This is a genomic window from Marinobacter zhejiangensis (assembly GCF_900114775.1).
Taxonomy (GTDB): Bacteria; Pseudomonadota; Gammaproteobacteria; order Pseudomonadales; family Oleiphilaceae; genus Marinobacter; species Marinobacter zhejiangensis.
Window position 1 is genome coordinate 446,614 of record NZ_FOUE01000001.1, and the last position, 26,632, is coordinate 473,245.

19 protein-coding genes are annotated in these 26,632 nt (G+C 59.5%); 9 read left to right on the plus strand and 10 right to left on the minus strand.

Annotated features, from left to right (window positions below):
• Positions 1–83: 83 nt before the first annotated feature.
• Positions 84–1,619, plus strand: a complete 1,536-nt coding sequence (locus BMZ67_RS01985; protein ID WP_092020236.1) for a phosphoenolpyruvate carboxykinase — start codon at positions 84–86, stop codon at positions 1,617–1,619.
• A gap of 176 nt (positions 1,620–1,795) precedes the next feature.
• On the opposite strand, the gene BMZ67_RS01990 is transcribed toward BMZ67_RS01985, so the two are convergent.
• Positions 1,796–3,889, minus strand: coding sequence for a TRAP transporter large permease subunit (locus tag BMZ67_RS01990; protein ID WP_092020237.1), 2,094 nt, complete (start codon positions 3,887–3,889; stop codon positions 1,796–1,798).
• A 24-nt stretch (positions 3,890–3,913) separates the two neighbouring features.
• Entirely contained in the window at positions 3,914–4,978 is a 1,065-nt protein-coding gene (locus tag BMZ67_RS01995) for a hypothetical protein (RefSeq protein WP_342712795.1), read from the minus strand.
• A 254-nt stretch (positions 4,979–5,232) separates the two neighbouring features.
• On the opposite strand from BMZ67_RS01995, the gene BMZ67_RS02000 reads away from it, so the two are divergent.
• Complete coding sequence (locus BMZ67_RS02000; protein ID WP_092020238.1) at positions 5,233–5,505, plus strand: HU family DNA-binding protein; 273 nt, start codon at positions 5,233–5,235, stop codon at positions 5,503–5,505.
• A 66-nt stretch (positions 5,506–5,571) separates the two neighbouring features.
• On the opposite strand, the gene BMZ67_RS02005 is transcribed toward BMZ67_RS02000, so the two are convergent.
• The 8 genes from BMZ67_RS02005 to gshB all read right to left on the minus strand — a co-directional run bounded on the left by BMZ67_RS02005 (position 5,572) and on the right by gshB (position 12,585).
• Complete coding sequence (locus tag BMZ67_RS02005; RefSeq protein ID WP_245749883.1) at positions 5,572–6,519, minus strand: putative solute-binding protein; 948 nt, start codon at positions 6,517–6,519, stop codon at positions 5,572–5,574.
• Positions 6,520–6,815: 296 nt separating this feature from the next.
• Positions 6,816–8,111, minus strand: coding sequence for a dihydroorotase (locus BMZ67_RS02010; RefSeq protein ID WP_092020239.1), 1,296 nt, complete (start codon positions 8,109–8,111; stop codon positions 6,816–6,818).
• Complete coding sequence (locus BMZ67_RS02015) at positions 8,111–9,118, minus strand: aspartate carbamoyltransferase catalytic subunit (RefSeq protein ID WP_092020240.1); 1,008 nt, start codon at positions 9,116–9,118, stop codon at positions 8,111–8,113. The genes BMZ67_RS02010 and BMZ67_RS02015 overlap by 1 nt, the downstream gene beginning before the upstream one ends.
• A 53-nt stretch (positions 9,119–9,171) precedes the next feature.
• The gene (gene pyrR / locus BMZ67_RS02020) at positions 9,172–9,678 is read right to left on the minus strand and encodes a bifunctional pyr operon transcriptional regulator/uracil phosphoribosyltransferase PyrR (protein WP_092020241.1); all 507 of its coding nucleotides are present in this window, start codon (positions 9,676–9,678) and stop codon (positions 9,172–9,174) included.
• A 55-nt stretch (positions 9,679–9,733) separates the two neighbouring features.
• The gene (gene ruvX / locus BMZ67_RS02025; protein ID WP_092020242.1) at positions 9,734–10,168 is read right to left on the minus strand and encodes a Holliday junction resolvase RuvX; all 435 of its coding nucleotides are present in this window, start codon (positions 10,166–10,168) and stop codon (positions 9,734–9,736) included.
• Entirely contained in the window at positions 10,161–10,724 is a 564-nt protein-coding gene (locus BMZ67_RS02030) for a YqgE/AlgH family protein (protein ID WP_092020243.1), read from the minus strand. Before BMZ67_RS02030 ends, ruvX begins: the two co-directional genes overlap by 8 nt.
• Positions 10,721–11,584, minus strand: coding sequence for an energy transducer TonB (locus BMZ67_RS02035; protein WP_092020244.1), 864 nt, complete (start codon positions 11,582–11,584; stop codon positions 10,721–10,723). Before BMZ67_RS02035 ends, BMZ67_RS02030 begins: the two co-directional genes overlap by 4 nt.
• Before the next feature lie 53 nt (positions 11,585–11,637).
• A complete protein-coding gene (gene gshB / locus BMZ67_RS02040) occupies positions 11,638–12,585 on the minus strand; it encodes a glutathione synthase (protein ID WP_092020245.1) in 948 nt (315 codons plus the stop codon).
• Between the two features lie 376 nt (positions 12,586–12,961).
• On the opposite strand from gshB, the gene pilG reads away from it, so the two are divergent.
• From pilG to BMZ67_RS02075, 7 genes are all read left to right on the plus strand, one after another.
• Positions 12,962–13,354 (plus strand): twitching motility response regulator PilG, encoded by a 393-nt coding sequence (gene pilG / locus BMZ67_RS02045; RefSeq protein ID WP_091812561.1) that lies wholly within the window; start codon positions 12,962–12,964, stop codon positions 13,352–13,354.
• A 33-nt stretch (positions 13,355–13,387) separates the two neighbouring features.
• Positions 13,388–13,750, plus strand: a complete 363-nt coding sequence (gene pilH, locus BMZ67_RS02050; RefSeq protein ID WP_092020246.1) for a twitching motility response regulator PilH — start codon at positions 13,388–13,390, stop codon at positions 13,748–13,750.
• Between the two features lie 22 nt (positions 13,751–13,772).
• Positions 13,773–14,318 carry a chemotaxis protein CheW gene (locus BMZ67_RS02055; RefSeq protein ID WP_092020247.1) on the plus strand — a complete coding sequence of 182 codons (546 nt, stop codon included), beginning with the start codon at positions 13,773–13,775 and terminating at the stop codon, positions 14,316–14,318.
• An 81-nt stretch (positions 14,319–14,399) separates the two neighbouring features.
• Positions 14,400–16,475: a methyl-accepting chemotaxis protein gene (locus tag BMZ67_RS02060; RefSeq protein WP_175481813.1), complete on the plus strand. Its 2,076-nt coding sequence runs from the start codon at positions 14,400–14,402 to the stop codon at positions 16,473–16,475.
• 28 nt (positions 16,476–16,503) lie between these two features.
• Positions 16,504–17,403, plus strand: a complete 900-nt coding sequence (locus BMZ67_RS02065; protein WP_092020249.1) for a CheR family methyltransferase — start codon at positions 16,504–16,506, stop codon at positions 17,401–17,403.
• Between the two features lie 11 nt (positions 17,404–17,414).
• On the plus strand, positions 17,415–25,586 hold the full coding sequence (locus BMZ67_RS02070; protein ID WP_092020250.1) for an Hpt domain-containing protein: 8,172 nt from the start codon (positions 17,415–17,417) through the stop codon (positions 25,584–25,586).
• Positions 25,586–26,632 carry a chemotaxis protein CheB gene (locus BMZ67_RS02075; protein ID WP_092020251.1) on the plus strand — a complete coding sequence of 349 codons (1,047 nt, stop codon included), beginning with the start codon at positions 25,586–25,588 and terminating at the stop codon, positions 26,630–26,632. The genes BMZ67_RS02070 and BMZ67_RS02075 overlap by 1 nt, the downstream gene beginning before the upstream one ends.

Sequence of the window (26,632 nt, forward strand, 5' to 3'; positions counted from 1 at the left end):
GAATTCCGCCAGCAAATGAGACCATCCTGGTCCACGCACGGCGTTCCTGATAATCATGAAGACACCCCGAGGGCGAGGTCGAAGTGAGCAACACTTATACTGATCTGAGTTCAGCACGACTGGTCGAGCTGGCACTGGAAAGAGGCGAAGGCCAACTGGCTGCCAATGGTTCGCTGGTGGTCAAGACCGGCAAGCGTACTGGTCGTTCTCCCATGGACCGCTTCATTGTTGAAGAGCCAAGCACAGCGGATGCGATCCACTGGGGCCCGATCAACCGTCCGTTCGACGCTGACAAGTTCGATGCCCTCTGGGACCGTGTCGAAGCCTACATCGCCGAGAAGGAACAGTTCCTGTCTCACGTTCATGTTGGCTCTGATCCCGAGCACTACCTGCCGGTACGCATGACCACCGAAACAGCCTGGCAGAACCTGTTTGGCCGCAATCTGTTTATCCGCCCGGAAAGCTACAATCCGTCCGACAAGCAGGAATGGCAGATCCTCAATGCTGCCAACTTCCAGTGCGTTCCCGAGCGTGATGGCACCAACAGCGATGGCTGCGTCATCATCAACTTTGCCAAGCGCAAGGTACTGCTGGCTGGCATGCACTACGCGGGTGAAATGAAGAAGGCAATGTTCTCGGTACAGAACTTCCTGCTGCCAGAGAAAGACGTTCTGCCCATGCACTGTTCCGCCAACGTTGGCGAGAATGGCGAAACCTGCCTGTTCTTCGGCCTGTCCGGCACCGGTAAAACCACCCTGTCTGCTGACCCCGAGCGTTTCCTGATTGGTGACGACGAGCACGGCTGGGGCCCTGGCACTGTGTTCAATATCGAAGGCGGCTGCTACGCCAAGTGTATTGACCTGAGCCAGAAGAACGAGCCGATCATCTGGGACGCCATCCGTTTCGGTGCCATCGTCGAAAACGTCATGATTGACGAAGAGACCCGTCAGCCGGACTACACCGACGTGTCGCTGACCGAAAACTCCCGCTGCGCCTACCCGCTGGAGCACGTTGAAAAGCGTGTCCTGGAAAACCGTGCCGGCGAACCCTCCCATATCGTGTTCCTGACCTGCGATATGACCGGCGTTCTGCCTCCGGTATCCATCCTCAGCAAAGAAGCCGCCGCGTACCACTTCCTCAGCGGCTATACCGCTCTGGTTGGTTCCACCGAGATGGGTTCCTCTTCCAAGCTGAAGTCCACCTTCTCCACCTGCTTCGGCGCTCCGTTCTTCCCGCGCCCGGCCGGCGTTTACGCCGAACTGCTGATGAAGCGTATGGAAGAATTTGGCAGCAAGGTCTTCCTGGTCAATACCGGTTGGACCGGTGGCCCTCACGGTGTGGGCGAGCGTTTCAGCATCCCGACCACCCGCGCCATCATTAGCGCCATTCAGACCGGCGAGCTGGACGATGCTCAAACCGAGCACCTGCCCATGCTGAACCTGAATGTGCCGCTGAGCGTTCCAGGCGTCGACAGCAAGCTGCTGAACCCACGCAATACCTGGAAGAGCACGGAAGAGTATGATGCCAAGGCCCGCGAACTGATCGCTCAGTTCGTTGACAACTTCGACAAGTTCGATGTGTCCGGCAGCATTATCACCGCCGGCCCCAGCCTGTCCTGATCCACTAGGGCAAGCAAAAAAGGCAGCTTCGGCTGCCTTTTTTTGTGCGCCATCGCTGCAGCTTTACCCGGCAACGACGGGGAACCACTGGCCCCAGCACCCAGAAACAACAAAGGCGCTCAACTGAGCGCCTTTGTTGTTCTCCGCCCCCCCGGAACCAACGTCCGGTGCGGATTTTAGCTGGCGTAGAACATCAGCGGCACGAACGCCACCAGTACCAGCGATATGCCCATGGCGATCAGCGGCATAATCACCCGCTCATGGCGCTGATAGAAGGTGCCAGGCTCCTTGAGCGCTGCCACTACCTCGGCTTCGCCCACCACCTGCCGCGTCAGCAGGTGGTTCAGCGCCACCGGCGGACTCAGATAGCCCAACTCAAACGCCACCAGCGTCACCATCCAGAAATGCACCGGGTGGATGCCACTGGAATAGGCAATGGTCGCGACCGTCGCAGACACCAGAATGACCGCACCAAAGGCGTCCATGATCATACCGAGGATCACCAGGATCACCACCATCAACAACATCGCCGACCAGGCACTGTCAAACGACTGAGGGAAGCTCTCCATAATGTGGGAACGCTCAATCACCCCGCCGATACTGACTGACAGGCCAAGCAGCAGCAACAGCGCCCCGATCTCTGCCGTGGTGTCATTGGTGGCACCTCGTACACTCCGCTCCAGCCCCTGGTGGTTGAACTCAGCACCGTCACGGTCTTTACGGCCCTTGAGGCTGAAATGTTCGTACAGCAGGATGGCAAACATGATCACCGGCAGCAGGCGTGGCGCGGAAAACTCGTCCATGCGCACGTCCAGCGCCCAGCGGTAGAAAAGCACCACCGAAATGATCACCAGGACATAGGGAATCAGTGGCCGCAGCGCAGCCAGCATGGCGGGCATAGCTTCGTTCACCGGTGCCAGGTTGAACTGGCTCTGGCGATTCACCGTCAGAGCCACGGTGGTAAACATCAGCGCCGTCAGCGCAAACACCCAGATTCCCCAGCCAAACAGCTCGTCGGTGGTCACTTCCCGGTTCAGGTAAGCAATGACCACCACCAACAGGCAGGGCCGGATCACAACCCCTAGGGAACCGGACATTGCCGTTGCGGCCAACGCCAACTGACGACGTGCACCCGCGGCACGAAGCTCGCTGTAAATCACCGCGCCAGCGGCAATGACGAAGATACCGGACGCCCCGGTGTAGGCCGTCGGAACCACAGCCACCAGCACTGCCACCACGGCCAGCATTTCCGGAGGCAAGCGCCAGGGCCGAAAGACGTTGAACACCAAGGTCGCCAGACGGGTTTGCTTCAGCATCATACCCACCCAGACATACAGGCCAACGTTCAGGAACATATCCGCCAGTTCCATCATCTTGCCCAGGTAGATCCCAATGCCGGAGGCGTGACCGATCATCGCGAAGTAGGTACCGGAAATCAGGCACATGACCGTATACAACGGCACGGCCAACAGCGCCTTATTGAAGCTGCCGCCCGGCGCCAGCCCCTCCGGCACCCGTATCAGCCGATACAGGCTGGCCAGGGTCAGCACCGCAAACCCGGTGATCCACAAGTTGTGCAGCAGCATTTCTTCCGCGGAGACCGACGCGTCGGCGCCCACAGTGTTGGCACGGAAAATCAGACTGGAACCCAGCAACATGGCGTTGGCAATGGTCTGGAGGGTCAGTGACACCTTGTGATCCAGGGTCGTCTCCATCGCCCGCATGGCAATGTGGTGACGGGTCAGCGTGGCGGTTACCGCACACAGCATCACCAGAATGATCAGAATGTAGCGCTGGGACTCCAGGCCAAACGCGATCACATCGGCCACAAACAGCTCTACCGCCCGATAGGCCCGAACACTGGGGGTCAGCTTGTCTTTGACCTCCTGATAGACCGCATGGCTGGCCTGACAGTCCGCCACCGAACGCTCAATGGAGCGACGAACGTCGGCGGGATTCTTTTCAACCGCTCCCAGCAGGTCGGCCATCGCCCCAAGATCACTTTCCCGGGCCATTTCAGCGGCCACCGCAGCCTCAATGTCCCGGTTCGGGTTACAGGTCGGTTCTACCGGGTCGCTACGCAGCTTGTAGTAGCCACTCCAGAGCTGTTCACCTCCCCGCAACATCTGGTTATGGATGTCGCTGGAGGTGGAGAAGAGCACAACAGCCAACAACAGCAGGCAGGCCGGCAGTGAGGAGAACCATTCCCGTACCGTACGGCCACCGGCACCAACCGATGCCCCTTGGGAACTCAGGGTATTAACGGACATATCAGACGCTCTTGAGTTCGTGACTTACAGCAGGTCATCCAGATTCATGACTTCAGTGGCTTCGGGCCGGTCGTCCCAGAAGGTACCAAGCTTGCCGAACGGGGTCCGGTGTCCGGTGTTTTCTACCCACATCCGATCAGAAATCGCCACAATCATCTGGGTAGCCATACTGTCGACCATGTTCCAGTCTTCATTGGAAGGCGTTGCATCAAGCGACTCAGCATGACGGCGGATCACATCCCTCAGCATCTCATCGTCACCCTTGTTCATCGCGGCGAGGGCATGGAACACATGACTGAGGCGCACCCCGGCCTCTTCCCCTTGCAGGTCAGCCGCATTCAGGCGCTCGAACGCATTTTCACCCTGCGGCAAGGCACCGGGGATCATGGCCCATACGGTCGCACGCAGGGCCATCGGAGCCCCCCACCACTTGTCATTGTTCAGGCAGCTGGTGGCCCGGGAAACGGTAGAACCCACGTTCTTGGGCACACCAATCGACGAGGTCGACTGGATCTCGGCGTTCAACGCCTGCAGGCCAGACAGCAGTCCAGCCATATAGATGAACTCATCCATGTCGTCGTCAAAGTCCGGGCACTCGCTTTGATCCGGATGACCGTAATAGGCATTATGGTGCTGCCAGCCCAGGAAGTAGCGCTCTGCGGCCAGGGCATGGGCCCGCTTCTGACGGATCATGGCGTCTTCCGCCTCTTCTGCCCGCAACGCACGCATGGCCATCAAGCTATCGAGTTCATACTCTCGCGCCTGTTCGTCGATACAACCGCCAGAAGTAAGGTAGAGCATGACCGCCAGCTGATCGGGCTCATCGGTCACCCGGCCAAACGACATCAGCAGTGGCGATGTTGCCTGGCTCATGGCACAGCTCATGGAGAGGTCATTACTCTCAAGCACATAGGGAATGGTATGACTCTTGGCAAAGCCCTGCATGACGTCGCCGGTGGTCTTGTAGATCATGTTGTTGACGACACCACAACCGCTCATTGCGACACTGACTGCAACCCCTGCCGCCACACCACGATAACGATTCCACACCTGACCAGAACGCTGGACGAACCCCTGGATACCCGCCATATCACCTATTACCTTTTCTTATTTATTGTGAATAACCCGCCCCGGGCGCCATCACCAAATGTTACGCATTGTAACCAGGCGATGATTATCCCCCGAAACCGGTTCATGTTGTGAGACCAGCGCCTCAAAGCTGGCGCTGAGCCTCGCTTGGCCCCGACAATCCATTGACTTTGTCCGGGAAAGCGCTAAACCTGTGTTTGATGGGGCGGCCCGTTGCCACTCCAAGAAACGTTAAAAACAACAAGGAGCACTTGATGCGCAAACCAGAACTAGCCGCGGCTATCGCAGAACAGACCGGCCTCAGTAAGGACAAGGCCAGCGAGGTGATTACTGCGTTTACCGATCAGGTATCGGCCGCCACCGCCCGGGGAGACGACGTCACCCTGATTGGATTCGGCACTTTCAACATCCGCACTCGTAATGCCCGCACAGGACGTAACCCGCAAACCGGCGCCACCATTGAGATCCCTGCCAGCAAGACGGTTGGTTTCAAAGCCGGCAAAGCCCTTAAAGACGCCATCAAGTAACTAAGCACCACGTAACCAGTAACTACGTCAGGGCCCGCTTGTGCGGGCCCTGAATGACTCAACTTCTCAGGAAGAGCACTCTGCGCGGGTGCCGTCGACCCGACAGCGAATCGCCCTCATCAAACGAATTGCCCGCTCGTCGTATACACCATCCGCCAGCAACGACAGACGCACTTCCTGCAGCATCTTGTCGTATTCAGCCACATCCTCAGCCGGCGGTGTCATCCACACCTGCTCCGGTATTTCGGCTTCTGCCTGAGCAATAATCTCATAGGCCTCATCAATGCGGCGCATGGCCTCATCACGCACCACCTGGCCAGCGTTTTCCGGGAAACGGTCGCGATGGATGATCACCTGGAAGTTCATGTAGGCCAGGGCGTAGCGGAACACACCACCGTTAGGGCTTACCCCCTTGTAGAGTTCCAGCGGGGTGTAGGCAACGGCCGGAGCGTAGGCGAGGTCAACACTGCCGTTGTTGAACTTGCCGGCAAAGTTGGCCGAGTTGGAGCCAACCACAGAGGCCCCCACGTGGCGAACCATTCGCAACGAGGCTTCGTCGAAATCCAGGGTCGCAATCTTCTGCCCCTGCAACTCTTCAACTGTATCGATGTTGCGGTCACGAGTATGGAGGTACACCGCGCCCCCCGGGAACACACCCGCCACCTCGTAGTCGCCCTCAATCAGGAACTGACGGGCGTTGGGCTGCGCCAGGGTGTTGTACAACAAGCGCATTTCTTCTTCGCCAGGAACAGCACCCATGGCTTCCAGGCTGCCGGTGAAACGGTTGAACTCCCGCGCCCGGGTTCCCGTCAGCAGGACGGCGTCACACTGACCGGCCTTGAAGTCCTCGGCGGCTACCTTTTCGTCGGTATAGGCACGCAGGTTCAACTTGATGCCTTCACGCAGGGCAACAGGCTGGAAGGTTTTGGTGATCGCAAACAACGGCCCGTTTGCGCCCACTGGATCAAACACGCAGAAACTACGTTCGATTGGTTCCTGCGTGGATTGAGCCATTGCAGGAAGTGCCAGACTGGCCAGCAGCGCAGACGCCGCCGCCACCTTGCGGAAAGGGTTTCGAGATTTCACGGGGAATGACTCCTGATTATTTTTGTAGGCAGCTGGACGGCCATCGACCATCAAGGCGACCGCTACCGGCGCCCAGCACATCCTTTTGGTTCAGCCTAGATTGGCCATACATAGAATACGTTGGCACAGGTGCCTGCTTTCAAGGGCGTTAAAGCAAAATAAGGGAATCTGTGACAGGCTCGACAGGGGCCTGACTACCCCTGCCACATTCCATGTCGGCGACCTCAGTCGCCACCTGGCCCCCAGGCCTCATTGCCAGCACACAAGGTATGCCGAACCACCCCTTTAAGGGGGCAATGGCGAACGGGGGCATGCTTGCCGATAGACACCAGCGAACTGTCGTCAGCCTGCCAGCTGGCGTCCGGGTCGAAGATACACAGGTCTGCACGCTGCCCCACCCTGAGCGCGGAGGTCTCACCGAGCACCCCCGCCGGCCCATAGGTCAGCGAACTTACCAATTGCTGCAGGGAGAGCTCGCCGTCATTGACCAGCTCAAGTCCCATGGAGAGCACGCTTTCCACTGTCGACAAACCCGGCTCCGTTGCCCCAAGTGGCGCCTGCTTGGCGGCCGAATCATGGGGTTGGTGCTGGCTGACAATAGCGCCGATGACGCCATCGCGAACACCCGCCAGCAGCCCCTGACGATCCGCCTCCGTACGCAGCGGTGGGCGGACATGGAAACGGCTGTCAAAGCCCGCCAGAGCGTCTTCGGTAAACAACAACTGGTGCATCGCAACATCGGCCGTGACCGCCACACCCCGTTTCTGGGCGTCAGCCACCATAGCCACCGAGCGTCCGCAGGACAGCTGGTTGAGGTGAAGGCGAACCCCGGTTTCCTCCGCCAACAGCAACAGCTCCATCACTGCCGTGGTTTCGGCCACTTCCGGAATACCCAACAGGCCCAGACGTGACGTCACCAGGCCGTCGTGGGCATAGCCGTCTGCGGCCAGCGCCTGATTGACCGGCGCCAGCATCAGAGTCAAATCGAAGGTCCGGGCATAGGCCATGCAACGACGCAGGATGCGTGAGTTGCGCATCTGGGCACCCGCATTGCTGAGTGCCACACAGCCGGCCCGGGACAGCCCGGCCATATCACTCAGTAACTCGCCCTCCAGGCCCCGGGTGGCAGCACCCAAGGGCAGTACCCGGATCGGGGACTGGGTTTCAGCAACGTCACTGATGAGATTGGTGACGGCACTGGAGTCATTGACCGGTGACGTGGCTGGTGACGCGCAGACTGTGCTGAATCCACCCCGGGCCGCAGCCAGGGTTTCCGAGGCGATGTTGCCCTTCTGACCGTTACCGGGCTCCCGCAGGTTGCAGTTGAGGTCAATAAATCCAGGGCTGACCAGACAGCCACTGGCATCGATCACCCGGTCGACGTCGCCCAATTCGGCTTCCGCTCCGATGGCGGCGATATGACCACCCTGAAGCAGCAGACTTGCGGTGACGGAGCCATCATGCTCCGCGTCCAGCAGGCGCCCATGAATAATCCGAACCGTCGTTTGCTGTTCCGACATTAGCCCTGCTCTCCCACTGCCTGAGTCCGCTCTGAAACCTGTCCACTCATCGCCATGGACATCACCGCCATACGTACCGCGATGCCATTGGTGACTTGATTGAGGATGACCGACTGAGGGCCATCCGCCACCGCGGATTCAATCTCGACGCCACGATTGATCGGCCCCGGATGCATCACCAGGCAGTCCGGGCGTGCCAGCGCAAGCTTGTCCTGGCTGAGGCCGTACAGCCGGTAAAATTCGCGCTCACTGGGCAGCAAAGCTCCTTCCATACGTTCCTTTTGCAGTCGCAGCATGATCACTACATCCAGGTCGCGCATCCCTCGGATCATGTCGTACTCCACCGTGCACCCCAGGCTCTCGACATCACGAGGCAACAGGGTGCCGGGAGCAATCACCCGCACCTCTTCGGCGCCCAGGGCATTCAGGGCACGAATCTGGGATCGGGCAACCCGGGAATGGAGGATATCGCCCACAATCGCCACCTTGAGCCCCTCAAAGCCGCCCTTGTGCTGACGGATGGTCAGCATGTCGAGCATGGCCTGTGTGGGGTGGGCATGGCGGCCGTCACCGGCATTGATGATGGCAACACCCGGGGTCACCGACTCCGCGATAAAGTGGGGAGCCCCACTCTGGGAATGCCGGACCACGAACATGTCGCTGGCCATCGCCTCCAGATTCAGCAAAGTGTCGGAGAGCGACTCCCCCTTGGAGGTGGCCGAGGTGCTGATGTCAAGATTGAGCACATCAGCAGACAGCCGCTTCGCCGCCAGCTCGAAGGTGCTTCGGGTGCGGGTACTGGACTCGAAAAACAGGTTGACCACGGTTTTTCCCCGCAGCAACGGCACCTTCTTGATGGTGCGTTCGCCAACCTCAATAAACGAGTCGGCGGTATCGAGAATGTCGGTCAACAAGGCCCGTTCGAGGCCATCCAGTGTCAGAAAGTGCTTGAGCTGTCCGCTGGAGGTCAGCTGCAGGGAATGCGAGGAAGGGTCGTGTGCCGTCATCAGTGTGCCTGTGTGAGTTCTGTCTTGCACCGATTTACCGGAGCGGGGGGCGGTTACTCGGTTTCCCGCATTTCAATGCGTAGCGGATCGGGTCCACGCAGTTTGACGCGCTGGGTTTCCTTCAGGGTCAGCGTCTGCGCCACCACATCCGGCTGGATGGGCAGCTCGCGGTTGCCGAGATCAATCAGTGTGGCGAGGATGATACTCGCTGGGCGGCCATAATCGAAGATCTCATTCATCGCGGCACGAATGGTGCGGCCACTCATGATCACATCGTCCACCAACACAATATCCCGACCCTCCGTTTCAAACGGAAGGTGGGACGGCTTGACCCGGGGGTTGAGGCCAATACGGCTGAAATCATCGCGATAAAACGAGATGTCCAGCTCCCCAAACGGTTCGTCCAGCCCCAGCCGTTTCTTCAGGGCATCGGCGATCCAGACCCCGCCGGTACGAATGCCAACCAGCGCTGGCGACTCGATACCACGACGGGCCATCAGCTCCCGCAAACCAGCTTCGAGCTGATCCAGTAGTTGGTCCATGTTGAGCAATGCCGTCATTCCATCCTCGCTTCTGCCTTGCGGTTAACCCCGGCAAACGCTGCCGGAGCGTCAATCAACCTGTCGCCTGCTGGTTAAACCAGGTTTCCAGGATCAGCACAGCGGCCAGGTCGTCGATGCCGTTACGTCCAAAATCCTGATGGCCACGGCTGGCCATAACCTCGCCCTTGGCCTCGAAACTGGTCAGCCGCTCATCCACCATGTCCACCGGCAAGTGGAAGCGCCCATGCAGGCGTTTGCCAAACTTGCGGGCTCGGGCGCACATGTCGTTTTCGGTGCCGTCCATGTTCAGTGGCAACCCGACCACCAACAGGTTCGGTTGCCATTCCTTGATCAGTGCCTCAATGCGCTCCCACTCCGGCTTGCCATCACGAGCCGGCAGCATGGTCAGCGGGCGCGCGGTACCCAGCAGTTGCTGACCAAACGCGACGCCGATGCGGCGGGTACCAAAATCAAACGCCATCACCTGGCGCGTTGCTGGCTCAGGCATGCCCCACCGACTCACTCAGCTGGTTCAGATCAATCCCCATATCCGCAAGAACCGTCTGATACAGGTCCTGCCAAGGGGTGGAAAACAGCAGTTCGGTCTTGGCCGGACAGGTCAGCCAGGAGTTGCTGGCAAGCTCCTCCTCCAGCTGACCCTCGCCCCAGCCGGAGTAGCCCAGGGCAACCAGAAAGTCCTCCGGCCCCTGCCCGCGGCCAATATCCTCGAGGATGTCCCGGGACGTGGTCAGCGCGACGCCGTCACTCACCACCGAGGTGCTCTGCCAGTGACTGCCAGGACCGTGCAGCACGAAGCCCCTCTCCGGCTGCACCGGGCCACCGAGGAAAACCGGCAGGTCGAGATCCTCGCCTTCCATACCCAGTTGTTCCAGGATCTCTCCGAGCTGGATGTCCAGCGGCCGGTTCAGCACCAGCCCGAGCGCGCCATCAGAGGCATGCTCACACAGGTAGATGACCGAACCGTGGAAGCGGGGGTCGGCCAGGTAGGGCGAGGCGATCAGGAAATGATCGCGCAGGTTGTCGCCAACATTGGACTCTGTCATCCCGATGTCAAACCTTTTGGCTGGAAAGACCAGGTACGGATAATCTCGATTTCATCGGTCTGCTCCTGCATGCGTTCGGTAAACGCCTGGAAGGGTGACGCCATTCGCACAATGCGGATAGCGGCATCATCTAACACCGTATAGCCCGAAGACTCGAGGATCTCCACCCGTTTTATGGTGCCATCCTTGCGCAACAGCACCAACATCCGCAGCTGTCCGTAGATGCTGTTCTGACGCGCCTCCTGCGGGTAATTGATGTTGCCCACACGATTGATCTTGTCGACCCAGTTCTGTACGTACCAGGCATTGTCCGAACTCAGTGTTGAGGCCGCCGTCACCCGCAACACCCGGGGGCGGCGGGCATACGCCTGTTGCTGCTGGGCAAAGCGGGCTTCCAGATTGGCGATCTCCAGACTGCGCTCCATCAGGCTGCGCCGTTCCCGCACCGGCAAATCGTCTTCAAATTCATCGGCCATCTCCGGTTGCGCCACCTGACGGCCGCTGCGGCCTTCAGTTTGGACCAGCTCACGCTCGGTCCGCCGCGCCGGGGCCACCTGTGAAGGCGCCTCCAACTGCACCGGCTGGTCACTGGCATCGCTCATTTCCATCGGCTGTGGACTGGTCAGTTCACGAACCTCTGCTTCCGTACCGCTGCCCTGCTGACTGGTCTGGGCCAGGAAGTCTGCCTTATCGGGCGCCTCCTGATCATCAAACTGAGCCAGAGTGATCTCCATGGTCTGCGCTGATGTGCGGGGCAGCTCTGGCGCAAAGGTTACCCCCAGCACCAGCACCGCATGCACTGCGAACGCCAGAAACAGCATAAATGAAAAGCGATCAAAGTCGCTGACCTGCGCAGTCATGCCCGTTAACTACCCTGCATTCCGATTGTTCCCATAACGTTCCGCTATCCCTTTTACTTCAATCGACGCGCAATGGCATCCATCAACTGGCCGGCAATGTCGATACCAAACGCCGCATCCAGCTCACGGATACAGGTTGGGCTGGTGACGTTAATCTCAGTCAGGTAGTCACCAATGACATCCAGGCCAACAAAGATCAGCCCCTTCTCCTTGATCACCGGCGCCACTCGCGCACAGATCTCGCGGTCCCGGGCGCTCAGCTCGCGACCCTCACCGCGGCCACCAGCGGCAAGATTGCCCCGGTTCTCGCCGTGAGAAGGAATCCGCGCCAGTGCATACGGCACCGGCTCACCATCAATCAGCAGGATGCGTTTGTCACCGTCGCTGATTTCGGGGATGAACTTCTGGGCCATCGCCTGGTGTTCACCATGGTTGGTCAGGGTTTCAATGATCACCCCCAGGTTGGCATCGCCTTCCCGCACCCGGAAAATGGAGCGACCGCCCATACCGTCCAACGGCTTCATGATGACGTCGCCATGCTCGGCATAGAATTCCCGCAGTCGCCGGGGCGAACGGGTGACGATCAACGGCGGCGTGCAATCCTCAAACTGGGTGGCGAACAGTTTTTCGTTGCAGTCCCGGAGGGCCGCCGGAGGATTCACCACCAGGGCACCCTGCTGTTCAGCGGCCGACAGGATATAAGTGGCCATCAGAAATTCGCGGTCCACGGGCGGATCCTTGCGCATCAGGATCACGTCGAGATCCCCCAGCGCCCGGTCCTGACTCCCCCCCAGGGCAAACCAGTTTTCCGGATCATGATGCACGGTCAGATCCCGGGTGTGGGCGCGAGCCTGGCCACCAGCCAGGTAAAGATCCTGCAATTCCATATATTCCAGCTGCCAGCCACGCTCCTGCGCAGCCCACAACATGGCCAGAGAACTGTCTTTCTTGTAGTGGATCGCGTCGATGGGATCCATCACTATTCCGAGTCGGACGGTCATAAAACCTCTTACATCCAAATATTCCAAAACAGGAACCGGTCAGCAGAGCGCGAACCTGGATAGCTGCTATGCTGAGAAACCAGGCATTCTGAATCCATTGAAAACCGACATCGGCTGTCGGCTCAGGCAGACTTGATCCAAGCCAAGATTCAGGAATCCCCTAGATGGTAGTGTACCCGTGTTTTGAATGCACCCGGTCAATACGTTTGACTATGGCGTGAACCCAGACGCAGGAGTACATTTAGTCACAAACTTATGCTTTTTCTCTGGCCGTCGATACTCTATAAATAAGCGTGGTTTATAGAACACCCTTAAATAGTGTGTTAAAACCCAGACCCAAAATAATGACATTTTCTGAGCGCAAGGCAGTTGGACAATGGATGACAACTTCGAAAACCTGAAGATCATGGTGATTGACGACAGCAAAACCATCCGTCGCACCGCCGAAACCCTCCTCAAGAAGGTCGGCTGCGAGGTGATCACCGCCACCGACGGCTTTGACGCTCTAGCCAAGATCGCCGATTCCCAGCCCAACATCATCTTCGTTGACATCATGATGCCCCGGCTGGATGGCTATCAGACCTGCGCTCTGATCAAGAACAACTCTGCGTTCAAGAAGACGCCGGTCATCATGCTCTCCAGCAAGGATGGTCTGTTCGACAAGGCTAAAGGCCGGATTGTCGGTTCCGACCAGTACCTGACCAAGCCGTTCAGCAAAGACGAACTGCTTAACACCATTCGCCAGTATGTTCCGCAAGCGGAACAATAAGCCGACTGACGCAAGAAATACTCTGAGGAAAACATGGCCCGCATTCTGATCGTTGACGATTCCCCGACCGAGGTTAAGAAAATCTCAAGCATCCTTGAGAAGCACAACCACGAAGTGATGACCGCTGACAATGGCGCCGACGGTGTAGCGAAAGCCCGCTCAGAAACACCGGACCTGGTGCTGATGGACGTGGTTATGCCGGGCCTGAACGGTTTCCAGGCAACCCGTCAGCTGACCCGTGCTCCGGAGACCGCGTCAATCCCGGTGGTTATTGTCACCACTAAAGATCAGGAAACCGACCGTGTCTGGGGAACCCGGCAAGGTGCCAAGGGTTACCTGGTCAAGCCGGTCAACGAAGACGACTTGATCAAAACGATCAACAGTCTGATCGCCTGATTCCCACAATCACGGAGTAAGCATGTCCGCCCAGGCCGCCCCCTTTGCCGTTCTGACGGATATCGCCCAACGCAGCCGCTCCCTGGCAGCGGGTCTGCCGGAACAACAGGAAGCCATTGAACTGTGGAATGGCATCGGATTTGTTCTGGCCGGGAAGCGCTATGTCGCCCCCATGGGTGAGGTTGTCGAAATTCTCCACGTCCCCCGGTACACCCATATTCCGGGGGTACGCTCCTTCATGCTGGGCGCAGCCAATGTTCGCGGACGTCTGCTGCCGCTGGTTGACCTGGCTCACTTCTTTGACTTGCCCCACAGTTCCCGCAGCATGCGCGAACGCCGGGTGCTGGTTATCGAACAGGACGACGTGTTCAGTGGTCTGGTTGTCGATGGCGTACTGGGTATGCAGTACTTCTCCACCGAGAGCTTTGTTGACCAGCCCAAGGATGTCCCCCCAGTCGTTCAGCCCTTAGTCCAGGGCGGTTATGAGCGAAATGAAGAAATCTGGAATGTGTTTTCAACCACCGCGCTGGTGGAAGACGAACGCTTTCTTGACGTTGCCCAGTGGTGATGGCGATGGCAGGAACATCACCCTCCAAACGTGCAACCCCCAGAACCTAAACTTGCCAAACAAAAGGCCGGGAGCCAGAAAATGAAAAAGAGAGCCGGAAGTATCAGCATGGGACAGGGAGGCAACAAAACGGTTGTCAGCCTGATCGCAGCGCTGATCGCATTGACCGTCCTGCTCGTTGTGGTCCTGTTCATTATCAACAGGGACAGCCAACACGACCAGGAATACATCACTTATGCCTCCGAGCTGAGGGTACTTTCTCAGGAGATCGCAAAGAACGCCACCGAAGCGGCTGGCGGTACTGAGGAAGCCTTCGACCAGTTGCGGCGCTCCCGTGACGAGTTTGCGCAGCTCTGGGGCTACATGGTCAACGGCAACGAAGACACCGGCCTTCCTGACAGTGAACTGGCTGCAGACAGTGGCGTTCAGCAGAAATGGGATGCGGTACGGGCCAACGCCGACAGCATCCTGTCCACCCGGGAAGCCGTACTCGGCCTGCACCAGGTCGCCCAGACCCTGAACGAAACCATTCCTCAGCTGCAGGTGGAATACGACGACATTGTTCAGATCCTGCTGGATAACGGCGCTCCTGCCGAGCAGATCTCCCTGGCCCAGCGTCAGTCGCTGCTGGCAGAACGGATTGTCCGCTCAGTCAACAACGTACTGTCCGGTGACGAAGACGCGGTTATCGCTGCTGACCGTTTCGGTCGTGACGCCAGTCTGTTCGGACGGGTTCTCCAGGGCCAGGTCGAAGGCAACCCGGCCATGGGTATTTCACGGGTAAATGACGAAGACGCGATCTACGGCCTCGAAGCGGTAGATGAGCTGTTCGAATTCGTATCGCAAAACGTAGACGCAATCCTTGACGCTTCTCCCGACCTCTTCAAGGTGCGTACCGCAGCCAGCGACATCTTCCAGAACTCCCAGACCCTGCTGGACAACATTTCCGTCCTGGCCGATGACCTCCGTCACCAGGCAGATTCCCGTCTGGTTGGACCGACCCTGGCCTTTGCCATCCTGGCTGGCATGATTGGTATCGTTGTCCTGATCGGTATCTCCATCTACCGCGAAGCGCAAGAGCGTCTGTCCACCACCCAGGAACAGAACGAACAGAACCAGAACGCGATCCTGCGACTGCTGGATGAACTCGCCGACCTCGCGGACGGTGACCTGACCACCGAGGCCACGGTAACCGAGGACTTCACCGGCGCCATCGCGGACTCCATCAACTACGCGATCGACCAGATGCGCGGACTGGTACAGGCCATCCGGGGCACTGCGGTACGGGTTTCTTCGGCAGCCCAGGAAACCCAGGCCACGGCCATGCACCTGGCCGACGCTTCCGAGCACCAGGCCCAGGAAATTGCAGGCGCCTCCGCCGCGGTTAACGAGATGGCGGTGTCCATCGACCAGGTATCTTCCAACGCCGCCGAATCTTCCGCGGTTGCGGAGCGGTCGGTAGCGATCGCGAAGAAAGGCGCGGAAGTGGTACAGAACACCATCCGCGGCATGGACAACATCCGTGAGCAGATCCAGGAAACCTCCAAACGGATCAAGCGTCTGGGTGAATCTTCCCAGGAAATCGGTGACATCGTATCGTTGATCAACGACATTGCCGACCAGACCAACATCCTGTCTCTGAACGCGGCGATCCAGGCAAGTATGGCCGGTGATGCCGGTCGAGGCTTCGCGGTAGTTGCGGACGAAGTTCAGCGACTGGCGGAACGCTCCTCCGCAGCGACCAAGCAGATTGAAGCTCTGGTTAAGACGATCCAGTCCGATACCAACGAAGCGGTTATCTCCATGGAACACACCACCGCCGAGGTGGTTCGTGGTGCCCGTCTCGCCCAGGATGCGGGTATTGCACTTGAGGAAATCGAGAACGTATCGATGAACCTCGCGGAGTTGATCCAGAACATCTCCAACGCGGCACGTCAGCAGTCTTCGTCCGCGGCCCACATTTCCAACACGATGAACGTTATCCAGGAAATCACTTCGCAAACTTCCTCCGGTACCAATGCGACCGCGAAGTCCATCGGTAACCTGGCAGAGATGGCGTCTGAGCTGCGGTCTTCGGTAGCAGGTTTCACCCTGCCGGAAGAAGAAGCGCTGCACAGCGAAGAAGAGGACATGGAGGACGTGCCGGTCGTGAGCTGATCACGACTGGCGAGGCAAATGACAGTTCATGGCTGAAGCATCCAACAATCTGTCATCCGCCAATGGCATCTGGTCCGTACGCCGACTTCCAGAAATGGATGAAGCGCAGTTCACCCAGTGGCAGACACTGCTTGAACACCGGACCGGCATTACCGTGGCTTCAGGGCGCAAGTCGTTCCTCGAAACCAACCTTGGCATCCGGATGCGGGAAATTGGCTGCAACAGCTATCAGGCCTATTACGAAAAGGTGGTCTCAAGCCCAGACGCGGTTGTTGAATGGTCGACTCTGGTGGACCGCCTCACCGTACAGGAAACCCGGTTCCTTCGTGACCCGGATGCCTGCAGACTGGTCTCCGACTACATCCTGACCCGGCCCCGCGAGGCCTTGCGCAGGCGCCCGCTGGCGGTCTGGAGCGTTGGCTGCTCTACCGGCGAGGAGCCCTACACCCTGGCGATGCTGCTCAATGAAAGCATGCGGCAGCTTGAGCTTCCGCCGCTGTTCGGGGTAACCGGCTCAGACATCAGTACGCCGGCCATCGAAAAGGGGCGCAGAGGCCTGTTCAATGCCCGTAAGCTTGAGGGCATGGATGAACTGTTGAAGTCACGGTATTTCCGGCCAGCCGAACGGAACTCCGTTGAGATTATAGAAAGCATTCGTGAGCGGGTGTGCTTCGCCAGGCTGAACGTCCTGGACCTGAAGCAGGCCCCCATGCACGGAATGAACATTATCTTCTGCCAGAACCTGCTGATTTATTTCCGCCGCTGGCGGCGGCGAGAAATAGTCACGCGACTTGCAGAGCGACTGGCGCCTGGGGGACTGCTCGTCCTCGGCCAGGGAGAGCTGACCGACTGGCAGCCTCCCGGCCTGCAACGGGTACCCTCAGAGAAGGTGCTGGCGTGGATTCGACGCCAGTCTGACGAAGAATAACCGGAGTGGTTATGGGCAATCACCATGACAGCATCGCCCTAGATTGGGTTCGGGGCGAAATACAAGAAACGCTGATTCGGGGTCAGCAGGCGTTGGAGGGGTTCGTCGAGAACCGTGACGACACCGCGCGCCTGCGGTTCTGCCTGAACTACCTCCACCAGGTCCACGGTACCCTGCAGATGGTAGAACTCTTTGGTGCAGCCCTGCTCACCGAAGAGATGGAAAAGCTGACTCAAGCCGTTTTGAATGAGTCTGTCGCCAGTGTGGACGACGCCATCGAAGTACTGATGGAAGCCATTCTCCAGCTGCCTCAGTACCTTGAGCACCTCGGTTCCAGCAGGGACGACTTCCCGCTGGTACTGCTGCCGTTGCTGAACGACCTGCGGGCTGCCCGAGGCGAGTCTCTGCTCTCGGACACCTCCCTGTTCAAGCCAGACCTGACTCAGGCCCAGAAGCCGGCACCCGCCAACGCCTCTCAGCGCCTTCAGGATCCCAATGTGCTGGGCCATATCCGCAAGTTACGGCAAATGTATCAGTTTGCCCTGGCTGGTGTGGTTCGGGAGGAAGACCTGCCGTCCCAGTTCGATTACCTGCAGAAGGTGATCCAGCGGCTGATCAAACTGTGTCAGAACACCCCACGCGAGCAGCTATGGCTGGCAGCCGGTGCTTTTGTAGAGTCCGCACAGAGTGGCGACAACCCGGTCAATACCGCAGTTAAATCCATTCTCCGCAACCTCGACACCGAGCTGCGCAGGCTGACCGATGAGCACGCCAACATCCTGCAACAACCGGTTCCGCAGGCTCTGTTCAAACACCTGCTTTATTATGTCGCCCGCGCCCGTGACCTGAATACTCCCTACGCCACTCGCCTGCGTGCGGACTACAAGCTCGACGAAGCGCTTCCTTCCGAGGACGATGTCAGCGAAGCCCGCAGCCGGGTGTCCGGCCCGGGACGGGAAGCCATCCACTCGGTGGTCAGCGCCCTAAATGAAGAGCTGGCAAAGCTGAAAGACCAGCTCGATCTGTTCGTACGTGCCGAATACCGCACCAACGAGGAACTCGAGGAACTACTACCCGGGCTGCACCAGATTGCCAATACCATCGCCATCCTTGGCCTGGCCGAAGCCCGCCAGATGGTGACCGAGCAACTGGATACCGTGACTCGCCTGGTCAACCAGTCCGAGCCGGCGGATGACGACATCCTGATGGACATTGCCGGCGCCCTGCTCTATGTCGAAGGCCGGTTGGCCAAACTCGACAGTGATCGCGCAGACGAGCCTGAAGAAGAGCTTGAAAGCGGGGAAAGACCCCGCATGGGCAGCCTGGAATTCAGCGATGCCAGCCACGCCCTGTTGCGGGAGTCCCGCACCACGGTTGAACAAATCAAAACCGCACTCGTCAACTTCCTGGCGTCCCAGTGGGATCAACGGGAAATCCAGGATGTACCAAGCCAGATACACAGTATCTGTGGCGCCCTGCGCCTGATCCCGATGGATCGGGTCGCCGACATACTGGATGCCGCCAAGAACTACATCACCCAGGTGCTGTTCAATGAGACACTGACCCCGGAGTGGGAGCAGATGGAGTCGCTGGCCGACGCCATCTCCAGTGTCGAATACTACCTGGAACAACTTGCGGACGGAGCCAACAACGAGACTATCCTTGAAGTTGCCGAGGACAGCCTGAAGCTTCTCGGCTTCCCCCCAGGCGAAGAACCCACCTGGCAGGAAACATCGGTAAGCAACACCGAGGCTACGCCAGCGGAAGCCCCTGTCGTGGCCAACGACGCACCGCAAAGTGTCGAAAACGAAGACGAGCTGATCGACGATGAAATCCTCGAGATATTCGTTGAAGAAGCCACCGAAGTTCTCGAAACCATCCACGACTTCTTCCCGCGCCTGTACCAGAACCACGACGACCGTGAAGCGCTGACCGAAGTCCGTCGCGCCTTCCACACCCTCAAAGGCAGTGGCCGCATGGTCAATGCCCACAGCTTGGGCGAGCTGGCCTGGTCTGTGGAAAACATGCTGAACCGGGTCATCGAGCAGACCGTCAAACCCACAGATGCGTTGTTCAACCTGGTTAGCCAGGTGAATGACCGGATTCCCCAGCTGATTGAAGAGTTCCGCAACGGCAACGCCAATGGCGATGTGGCCGACCTGATGCAACAGGCCGAAGCCCTGGCCACCACCAGCAAGGTGGCGGCGGCACCTGAGCAGCCCGAAGAACCGGAAGAGCCCGAAACAGCAGAGACTGACAACATCGACACTCTGGAAGCGGAAGTGCCGGCACCCGCGCAGGTCGAAGCAATGCCAGCACCTGCGGAGCCTGTTGCCACTGGCAATGACTACGATGACCTGATTGACGACGACATCCTCGAAATATTTGTCGAGGAAGCCGGTGAGGTTCTCGATACCATTCGCGAATACCTCCCGATGCTGGTTCGCCAGCACGATGACCGCAGCGCCCTTGCTGAAGTCCGCCGCGCCTTCCATACCCTCAAAGGCAGCGGCCGCATGGTCGGTGCCCTGGTGGTTGGCGAGCTGGCCTGGTCCGTTGAGAACATGCTCAACCGAGTGATCGACGGCTCAATCCTGATGAACGAAAACATCGTCACCCTGTTGCAGGATGTCACTGCGATACTGCCTTCGCTCGTCAAAGACTTTGAGGAACGCCGGCCAGCCAGCCAGGATACGGCACCGTATGAAAGCCGGGCCAATGCCCTCGCCAGTGGTGACATCCCCGACACCAAGGCCATGCCTGCTGCCGACGAAACGGACGAAGCCGAAGAGCCGGAATACCTTATCGATGTTGACTTTGATGCCGGTGCCGACAGCGAAGACAACGTCGACTCGGTGCTGCTGGGCATCTTCGAAAGCGAAACCGAGACTCACCTGCAAACGCTCCAGGCCTTCCTGGCTAACGCCGGTGAAAAATCGGCCGTGGCGTACACTGACGATGTATCCCGCGCACTGCATACCCTCAAGGGTAGTGCCCACACCGCATCGATCACGCCGATCGCCAACGTCATTACACCGCTGGAACGCTACGTCAAAGACGCCCGCGCTGCCGGCCTGAAGGCAGATCGTGAGGGCCTGGAACTGATCAGCGAAGCTTGCCAGTTCCTCACCCAGGGACTCGCACAATTGCGGCAGACGCCCCAGGCCAGTCTCGAAGGTACCGACGAGTACCTGACGCGCCTGGAAGAGCTCGCCAACCGCTCCCTCGGGCGCGCTGACGATGTCGAAGCCGACGTCACCGAAGCACTGCCGGATGCACATTTGGTGCAACTGTTCCTCAGCGAAGGTCTCGATATCCTGCTGGATGCCGACCGGATCCTTGATCAATGGGCGCAGGCACCCGAGGACTCCAGCCCCCTCGACATCCTGGGTCACGAGCTCAACCAGCTGGCCATCGGTGCCGCCCAGGCCGGCCTCACCGACGTCTCTGACCTGGCCCGAATCCTCGCGGACGTATACTCCGGGCCCAAGCAAGCCATGGGATCCCTGAATGCAGAAGCCATCCAGACCATTCGGGACGGCCACGAGCACCTGATCAACATGATGGACCAGGTCGCCGCGGGCCTGGCCACTAGGTCCGACGCGCTCCTCAACGATGCCCTGAAAGGGCTTCTGGAAAGCCACGCCGCAGCAGATCCGGTAACGGAGAATGAACAGCCAGCCGACGTTTTCAATGACGAGTTCGGCAACGAGCTTGAAGAAATCGACCTGAGCTTTGAGCTGGAACTGGCGGAGCCCGAACCAGAAGCGGAAGAACTGCCGCAGCTGATGGAGGTGGACGAAGACGACCAGGAGCTTGCCGACATTTTCCTGGAAGAAGCCCGGGAGTTGATCGACAACACCGCCGAGTCGCTCCACCGCTGGAACGAGAACCCTAGCAATACCGAACTGCTGCAATCCCTGCAACGGGATCTTCATACCCTGAAAGGTGGCGCCCGGCTCTCCGAACTCGCCGCCATCGGTGATCTTGCCCACGAGCTGGAAACCCTGTTTGAAGGACTCTCAGATCATCGACTGCTGGTAGACGACTCCCTCGCCGATCTGCTGTTCCGAAGCCACGACCGGCTTGCCAGCATGATCGAAGCCCTTGAGCAGTCCCAGCCGCCCCGACCGGCCCCGGACCTGATCTCCGAGATCCAGATCTACATGGGCGGCAGCGGAGAATCCCTGCCTGTTGAGGAAACCGCAGAGCTGCCTTCGGTAACAGAGGAACTGGTGGAGCTCACCGATTTTGAGCCCGCACCGGCAGAGCCTGCCGTTGAGCCCGAGCCTGAAGAAGCCATCCGTTTTGAAGAAGCACCTTCAGCGGAAGAGCCGGTCCTGGTTGAAGAAAGCACCATGGCCGAGCTGGACCCCGAGCTGGCCGAGATTTTCCTCGAAGAAGCCGGCGAGATCATCGACACCACCGCTGAGCAACTGCATCAATGGCAGGAAAACCCGAATCAGCCGGAGCTGGTCAAGGAACTGCAGCGCGAGCTTCATACCCTCAAGGGTGGTGCGCGGATGGCGGAAATCGCCGCGGTTGCCGATATTGCTCACGAGATGGAGACCCTGTTCGAACGTATCGTCGAGGGTCGCATCCCCGCTACCACAGAACGCACTGAACTGGCCCTGCGGGCCCACGATCAACTGGCCGCTCTGGTTGAATCCATCGCCGACAGTGGCCGCTGCCCCACCGTGCCAGCGTTGGTGCAGGAGCTTCGCCATGCCGCAGAAGATTCAGCAGCGGCGCAGCCAGCCGAGCCCGAGTTTGAACTGCCAACACCGGTGGTTGAAGCTGACAGCACCACTCTGGACATCGAGCTTGACGGTCTGGAGATGTCCGAGCTCGAACAGGACATCCACGAGCTGCTGACCCCGACGGACGAGATCCCAATCGTGGAACCGGAACAGCCGGTTCACGACCTGGCGGCACTGGATCCCGAGCTAGTCGGCATCTTCCTGGAAGAAGCCTACGACCTGATCAATTCCACCGGCAGCTCCCTGCATGCCTGGAGTGAACAGCCGGACAATCGTGACATCGCCACTGAACTGCAGCGGGAAGTACATACCCTGAAGGGCGGTGCCCGCATGGCCGGGGTCGCTGCGATTGGCGACCTGACCCATGTCCTTGAGGATCTGTTCGAGAAGGTTGCTGAAGGCCAGATTGCCGCCACACCGCAGATGATCGATTTGCTGTTTGCCTGCCACGACCGGCTGGCGCAGATGGTCGAGCAGGTTGCCACCCAGAAGCCGTGCCCGCCTGCCGAAGAACTGGTGGCCGAGGTCACCGCGATCCTGACCGGCGACCAGGCGGCTAATGCCGGCGAAACAATCGTTGTGGACGCCCAGCCAGCCGACGGCGCCGAAACAGAGTTGCCAGCAGAAGAACCCGCCAGCGCAGCGCCCACTGATGACCTGATGGGCGTGTTCCTGGATGAAGGCCTGGAGATCCATGCCGCCATCACCGACTGCCTGGATCAGTGGAAATCAGCGCCGGAAGAACTGACCGGCATTACCCAGCTGCAGCAGGAAATTCATACCCTCAAGGGCGGCGCCCGTCTTGCCGGGGCGGATTCGTTTGCAGACCTCGCCGATCATTGGGAGTCCCTCCTGGATTCCGTGGTTCGGGGAAGCGGCGTACAGGCCACCGTACTGGCACTGAGCGAGCGCGCTGTCGACGAACTGCAGAAGATGCTGAACGCCTTGGAAGAGGGGCAGAAGCCAATCCCAGCGCCAGCGCTGCTTGCGGACATCGCCGCCGCGGAAGCCAGTGCCCAGGAAGCGGAGGGCACCGCCGAAGCTGCTGAGCCGGTGGACCCGGAAGTTATTGAAATTTTCTTGGAAGAAGCGGGCGAACTGTCGGATCAGCTTGAGCACCTGCTCGCAGACTGGCAGAAGGATCCGGGCAACCATCACTTCAACCAGGAAGCCCAACGGGTCCTGCACACCCTCAAGGGCGGCGCCCGTCTCGCCCAACTCAAGATACTGGGCGACCAGTCCCACGCGCTGGAAACGCGACTGATCGATCTGGGGGGCAACCAGCCGGACGCCGAGGCGTGGCAAGCCATCACCAACGATTATGACGCCATCGTGGCGCAGGTTGCCGAGGTCAAGCGCCAGTTTGAAGCGGGTGCGGAAGCCCCTGAAGCAGCCGCCCCGGCCAAAGCGCCCGACATCACGACCGAAGAGCCCGTCGCAGCCATCACCCCGGCAGTACCGGAACTTCCGGTCGCTGAACCATCCCCGGAGCCAACTGATGCCACGCCGGCCCCGGTCGTCCAAGCTGAAGTGAAGGCCACGCCGCAACCGGCGAAAAAGGCCGCGCCCAGCCCCAGAACGGGCACCCAGGAGTCGATCCGGGTTTCTGCACCGCTGCTTGATGAGCTGGTCAACCTTGCCGGTGAAACCAGTATTACCCGTGGCCGCCTGGAACAGCAGACCAGTGATTTCGGCTACACCCTTGAGGAAATGGCCGCGACCATCGAACGTCTGCGCGAACAGCTGCGTCGCATGGACATCGAAACCGAAGCCCAGATCCTGTTCCGGGCCGAGCGGGAGCACGGCCCAGATTACGGCGAGGACTTCGACCCTCTGGAAATGGACCGTTATTCCTCCATCCAGCAGCTGTCCCGGGCCCTCGGCGAGTCGTCATCGGATTTGGCGGACCTGCGGGAAACCCTGGCCGAGCGGATTCGCGACACCGAAACCCTGCTGGTCCAGCAGTCCCGGATCAATACCGAGCTGCAAGAAGGTCTGATGAAGACCCGGATGATCCCGTTCGCGTCGATGGTTCCCCGACTGCGTCGGATTGTTCGCCAGATCAGCGGTGAGCTTGGTAAGAAGGTTGAATTTGACGTCCGCAACGCCGAAGGCGAAATGGACCGCAACATTCTCGAACGGATGATCGCGCCACTGGAGCACATGCTGCGGAACGCGCTCGACCACGGTATCGAGATGCCCGAAGACCGTAAGGCAGCGGGTAAGCCGGAAACCGGAGAAATTACCCTGTCGCTGACCCGTGAAGGGGGCGATGTGGTATTGCGGATGATGGACGACGGTAAAGGTATCCCGGTCCCGGTCATCCGTGACAAGGCCATTCGCCAGGGCATGCTGCGGGAAGACGAAGAACTGAGCGATCGGGAGATCCTTCAGTTCATCCTGCAGCCCGGGTTCTCCACCGCCCAGAAGGTCACCCAGATTTCCGGCCGTGGCGTCGGTATGGATGTGGTCGGCAGCGAAATCAAACAGCTTGGCGGATCCCTGGATATTGACTCGGCACTGGGCCGTGGCAGTACCTTCACCGTTCGGCTGCCGTTTACCGTATCGGTGAACCGCGCATTGATGGTCACCACCGGTGAGGATTTCTACGCCATCCCGCTCAATACCATCGAGGGTATTGTGCGTGTCAGCACCTACGAGCTGGAAGAGTACTACAAGCCGGACGCCCCGATGTACGAGTACGCCGGCCAGCAATACCGCCTGCAGTACCTCGGCAACCTGCTGCACAGCGAGCACCAGCCCAAACTGCAGGGCCAGGCTTTGCCACTGCCGGTGATTCTGGTTCGCGGTGCGGAGCAACCCATGGCCCTTCAGGTGGACAGCCTGCTGGGTAGCCGTGAAATCGTCGTAAAATCCCTGGGACCTCAGTTCAGTTCGGTGAGAGGGGTATCCGGTGCCACCATTCTCGGTGACGGTAATGTGGTCGTGATTCTCGACCTGCCGGCGATGATCCGCTCCGACATTCTGTCCGAGCGTCAGCGTCAGGCCCGCCTGCTCGAAGGCGGCCAGGAATCGGCACGTCGCGAACAGCGGCCGACCATAGTCATGGTGGTGGACGACTCGGTCACGGTACGGAAGGTCACCTCACGCCTGCTGGAACGGAATGGCATGGAAGTGGTTACCGCCAAAGACGGTCTCGATGCGGTGGCCCAGCTTCAGGACCATCGCCCCGACATTATCCTGCTCGATATCGAGATGCCGCGGATGGACGGTTTCGAAGTGGCCAGTTTTGTTCGCCACGACGACACCCTGCGCGACACCCCGATCTGTATGATCACCTCCCGTACCGGTCAGAAGCACCGCGAGCGTGCACTGTCGATCGGGGTTAACGAGTACCTCGGCAAGCCCTTCCAGGAAGCCGAACTGCTGGCGACCATCGAACGGCTGACCGGTGACCAGTGATGGCCGACAGCACTGGCCGGCCTGCGGTCGGGATCGTTTCGGACGATGTCCTGCAACGGCACCGACTGCAGGAAGCGGTTTCCCGCTTCGGCCTGAGCGCCAGCTTCAGCGGCGCCCCTGACCGCCTGGAGGGTTATCCGGAAATACCCTCAGCCGACATCTGGCTGGTCACCCTGGAAGATGAGGCCGATCACCCAGACCTGCTGGAATTTCTTCTGGAAAGCACCGAAGCACCGGTGCTGTTTGGGGTCGCTTCGGCCCCTAAACCCGGGACCACCGACTACTTCCGCTGGGAACGTCGCCTTCAGGACAAGCTGGAAAAGAACCTCGGCGCGCTCGAACAACTGGATTCCGTCGACAGCATTACTGAGTTAGAGCGAGGCGAGTCCACCGAAGCGCCGACGCTGTCCCAGTGGGTCACGCCTGCTGAAGCCGGCCAACCGGCACAGGACATCTGGATTCTGGGCGCGTCCCTGGGTGGGCCGGCGGCGGTCAAATCCTTTCTGGACCATCTGCCAGCGGGACTCCCGGTGGGTTTTATTTACGCCCAGCACATTGACGGGAACTTTACTGAAGTACTGACTCGGGTGCTGGGCCGGCACGCCCACTACAAACTCCGGCATGCCGCCGTGGGTAACAAGGTCAACAACGGTGATGTGGTGCTGTTGCCCGTCGAGCATGAATGGTACATCAATGACGACGGCAGCCTTGCCCGCAAGGATACCCCCTGGCCAGGCCCTTATGGCCCATCCATTGACCAGGTGCTGCTGAATGTCGGCGATCATTATGGCGCCCGCTGCAACGCCATCCTGTTCTCTGGCATGGGCAATGACGGCGCCATCGCGGCGCCGTTACTGAAAGCCCACGGCAGCCGGGTGTGGGTGCAGGACAGCGCCAGTTGTGGCAACAGTTCAATGCCTGACTCGGTGGCCGCCACTGGTTGCACCAGCTTTATCGGCACCCCCGAGCAGCTGGCAAAAGAACTCGTTAAAACCATTGAAGAATCCTGCCTGCTTAAACGCCGGCAACAACGGGATTCCGCCTGA

Bases quoted from the DNA above. Each gene is read 5' to 3' on its own strand.
- BMZ67_RS02000 (WP_092020238.1), top strand. From the start codon at position 5,233: ATGCGCAAACCAGAACTAGCCGCGGCTATCGCAGAACAGACCGGCCTC.
- BMZ67_RS02070 (WP_092020250.1), top strand. From the start codon at position 17,415: ATGGGCAATCACCATGACAGCATCGCCCTAGATTGGGTTCGGGGCGAA.
- pyrR (WP_092020241.1), bottom strand. From the start codon at position 9,678: ATGACGGCATTGCTCAACATGGACCAACTACTGGATCAGCTCGAAGCT.
- ruvX (WP_092020242.1), bottom strand. From the start codon at position 10,168: ATGCCTGAGCCAGCAACGCGCCAGGTGATGGCGTTTGATTTTGGTACC.
- BMZ67_RS02015 (WP_092020240.1), bottom strand. From the start codon at position 9,118: ATGACGGCACACGACCCTTCCTCGCATTCCCTGCAGCTGACCTCCAGC.
- BMZ67_RS02010 (WP_092020239.1), bottom strand. From the start codon at position 8,111: ATGTCGGAACAGCAAACGACGGTTCGGATTATTCATGGGCGCCTGCTG.
- BMZ67_RS01995 (WP_342712795.1), bottom strand. From the start codon at position 4,978: ATGGCGGGTATCCAGGGGTTCGTCCAGCGTTCTGGTCAGGTGTGGAAT.
- BMZ67_RS02065 (WP_092020249.1), top strand. From the start codon at position 16,504: ATGGCTGAAGCATCCAACAATCTGTCATCCGCCAATGGCATCTGGTCC.
- BMZ67_RS01990 (WP_092020237.1), bottom strand. From the start codon at position 3,889: ATGTCCGTTAATACCCTGAGTTCCCAAGGGGCATCGGTTGGTGCCGGT.
- pilH (WP_092020246.1), top strand. From the start codon at position 13,388: ATGGCCCGCATTCTGATCGTTGACGATTCCCCGACCGAGGTTAAGAAA.
- BMZ67_RS02035 (WP_092020244.1), bottom strand. From the start codon at position 11,584: ATGACTGCGCAGGTCAGCGACTTTGATCGCTTTTCATTTATGCTGTTT.
- BMZ67_RS02055 (WP_092020247.1), top strand. From the start codon at position 13,773: ATGTCCGCCCAGGCCGCCCCCTTTGCCGTTCTGACGGATATCGCCCAA.
- BMZ67_RS02060 (WP_175481813.1), top strand. From the start codon at position 14,400: ATGAAAAAGAGAGCCGGAAGTATCAGCATGGGACAGGGAGGCAACAAA.
- gshB (WP_092020245.1), bottom strand. From the start codon at position 12,585: ATGACCGTCCGACTCGGAATAGTGATGGATCCCATCGACGCGATCCAC.
- BMZ67_RS02030 (WP_092020243.1), bottom strand. From the start codon at position 10,724: ATGACAGAGTCCAATGTTGGCGACAACCTGCGCGATCATTTCCTGATC.
- pilG (WP_091812561.1), top strand. From the start codon at position 12,962: ATGGATGACAACTTCGAAAACCTGAAGATCATGGTGATTGACGACAGC.
- BMZ67_RS02005 (WP_245749883.1), bottom strand. From the start codon at position 6,519: ATGGCTCAATCCACGCAGGAACCAATCGAACGTAGTTTCTGCGTGTTT.
- BMZ67_RS02075 (WP_092020251.1), top strand. From the start codon at position 25,586: ATGGCCGACAGCACTGGCCGGCCTGCGGTCGGGATCGTTTCGGACGAT.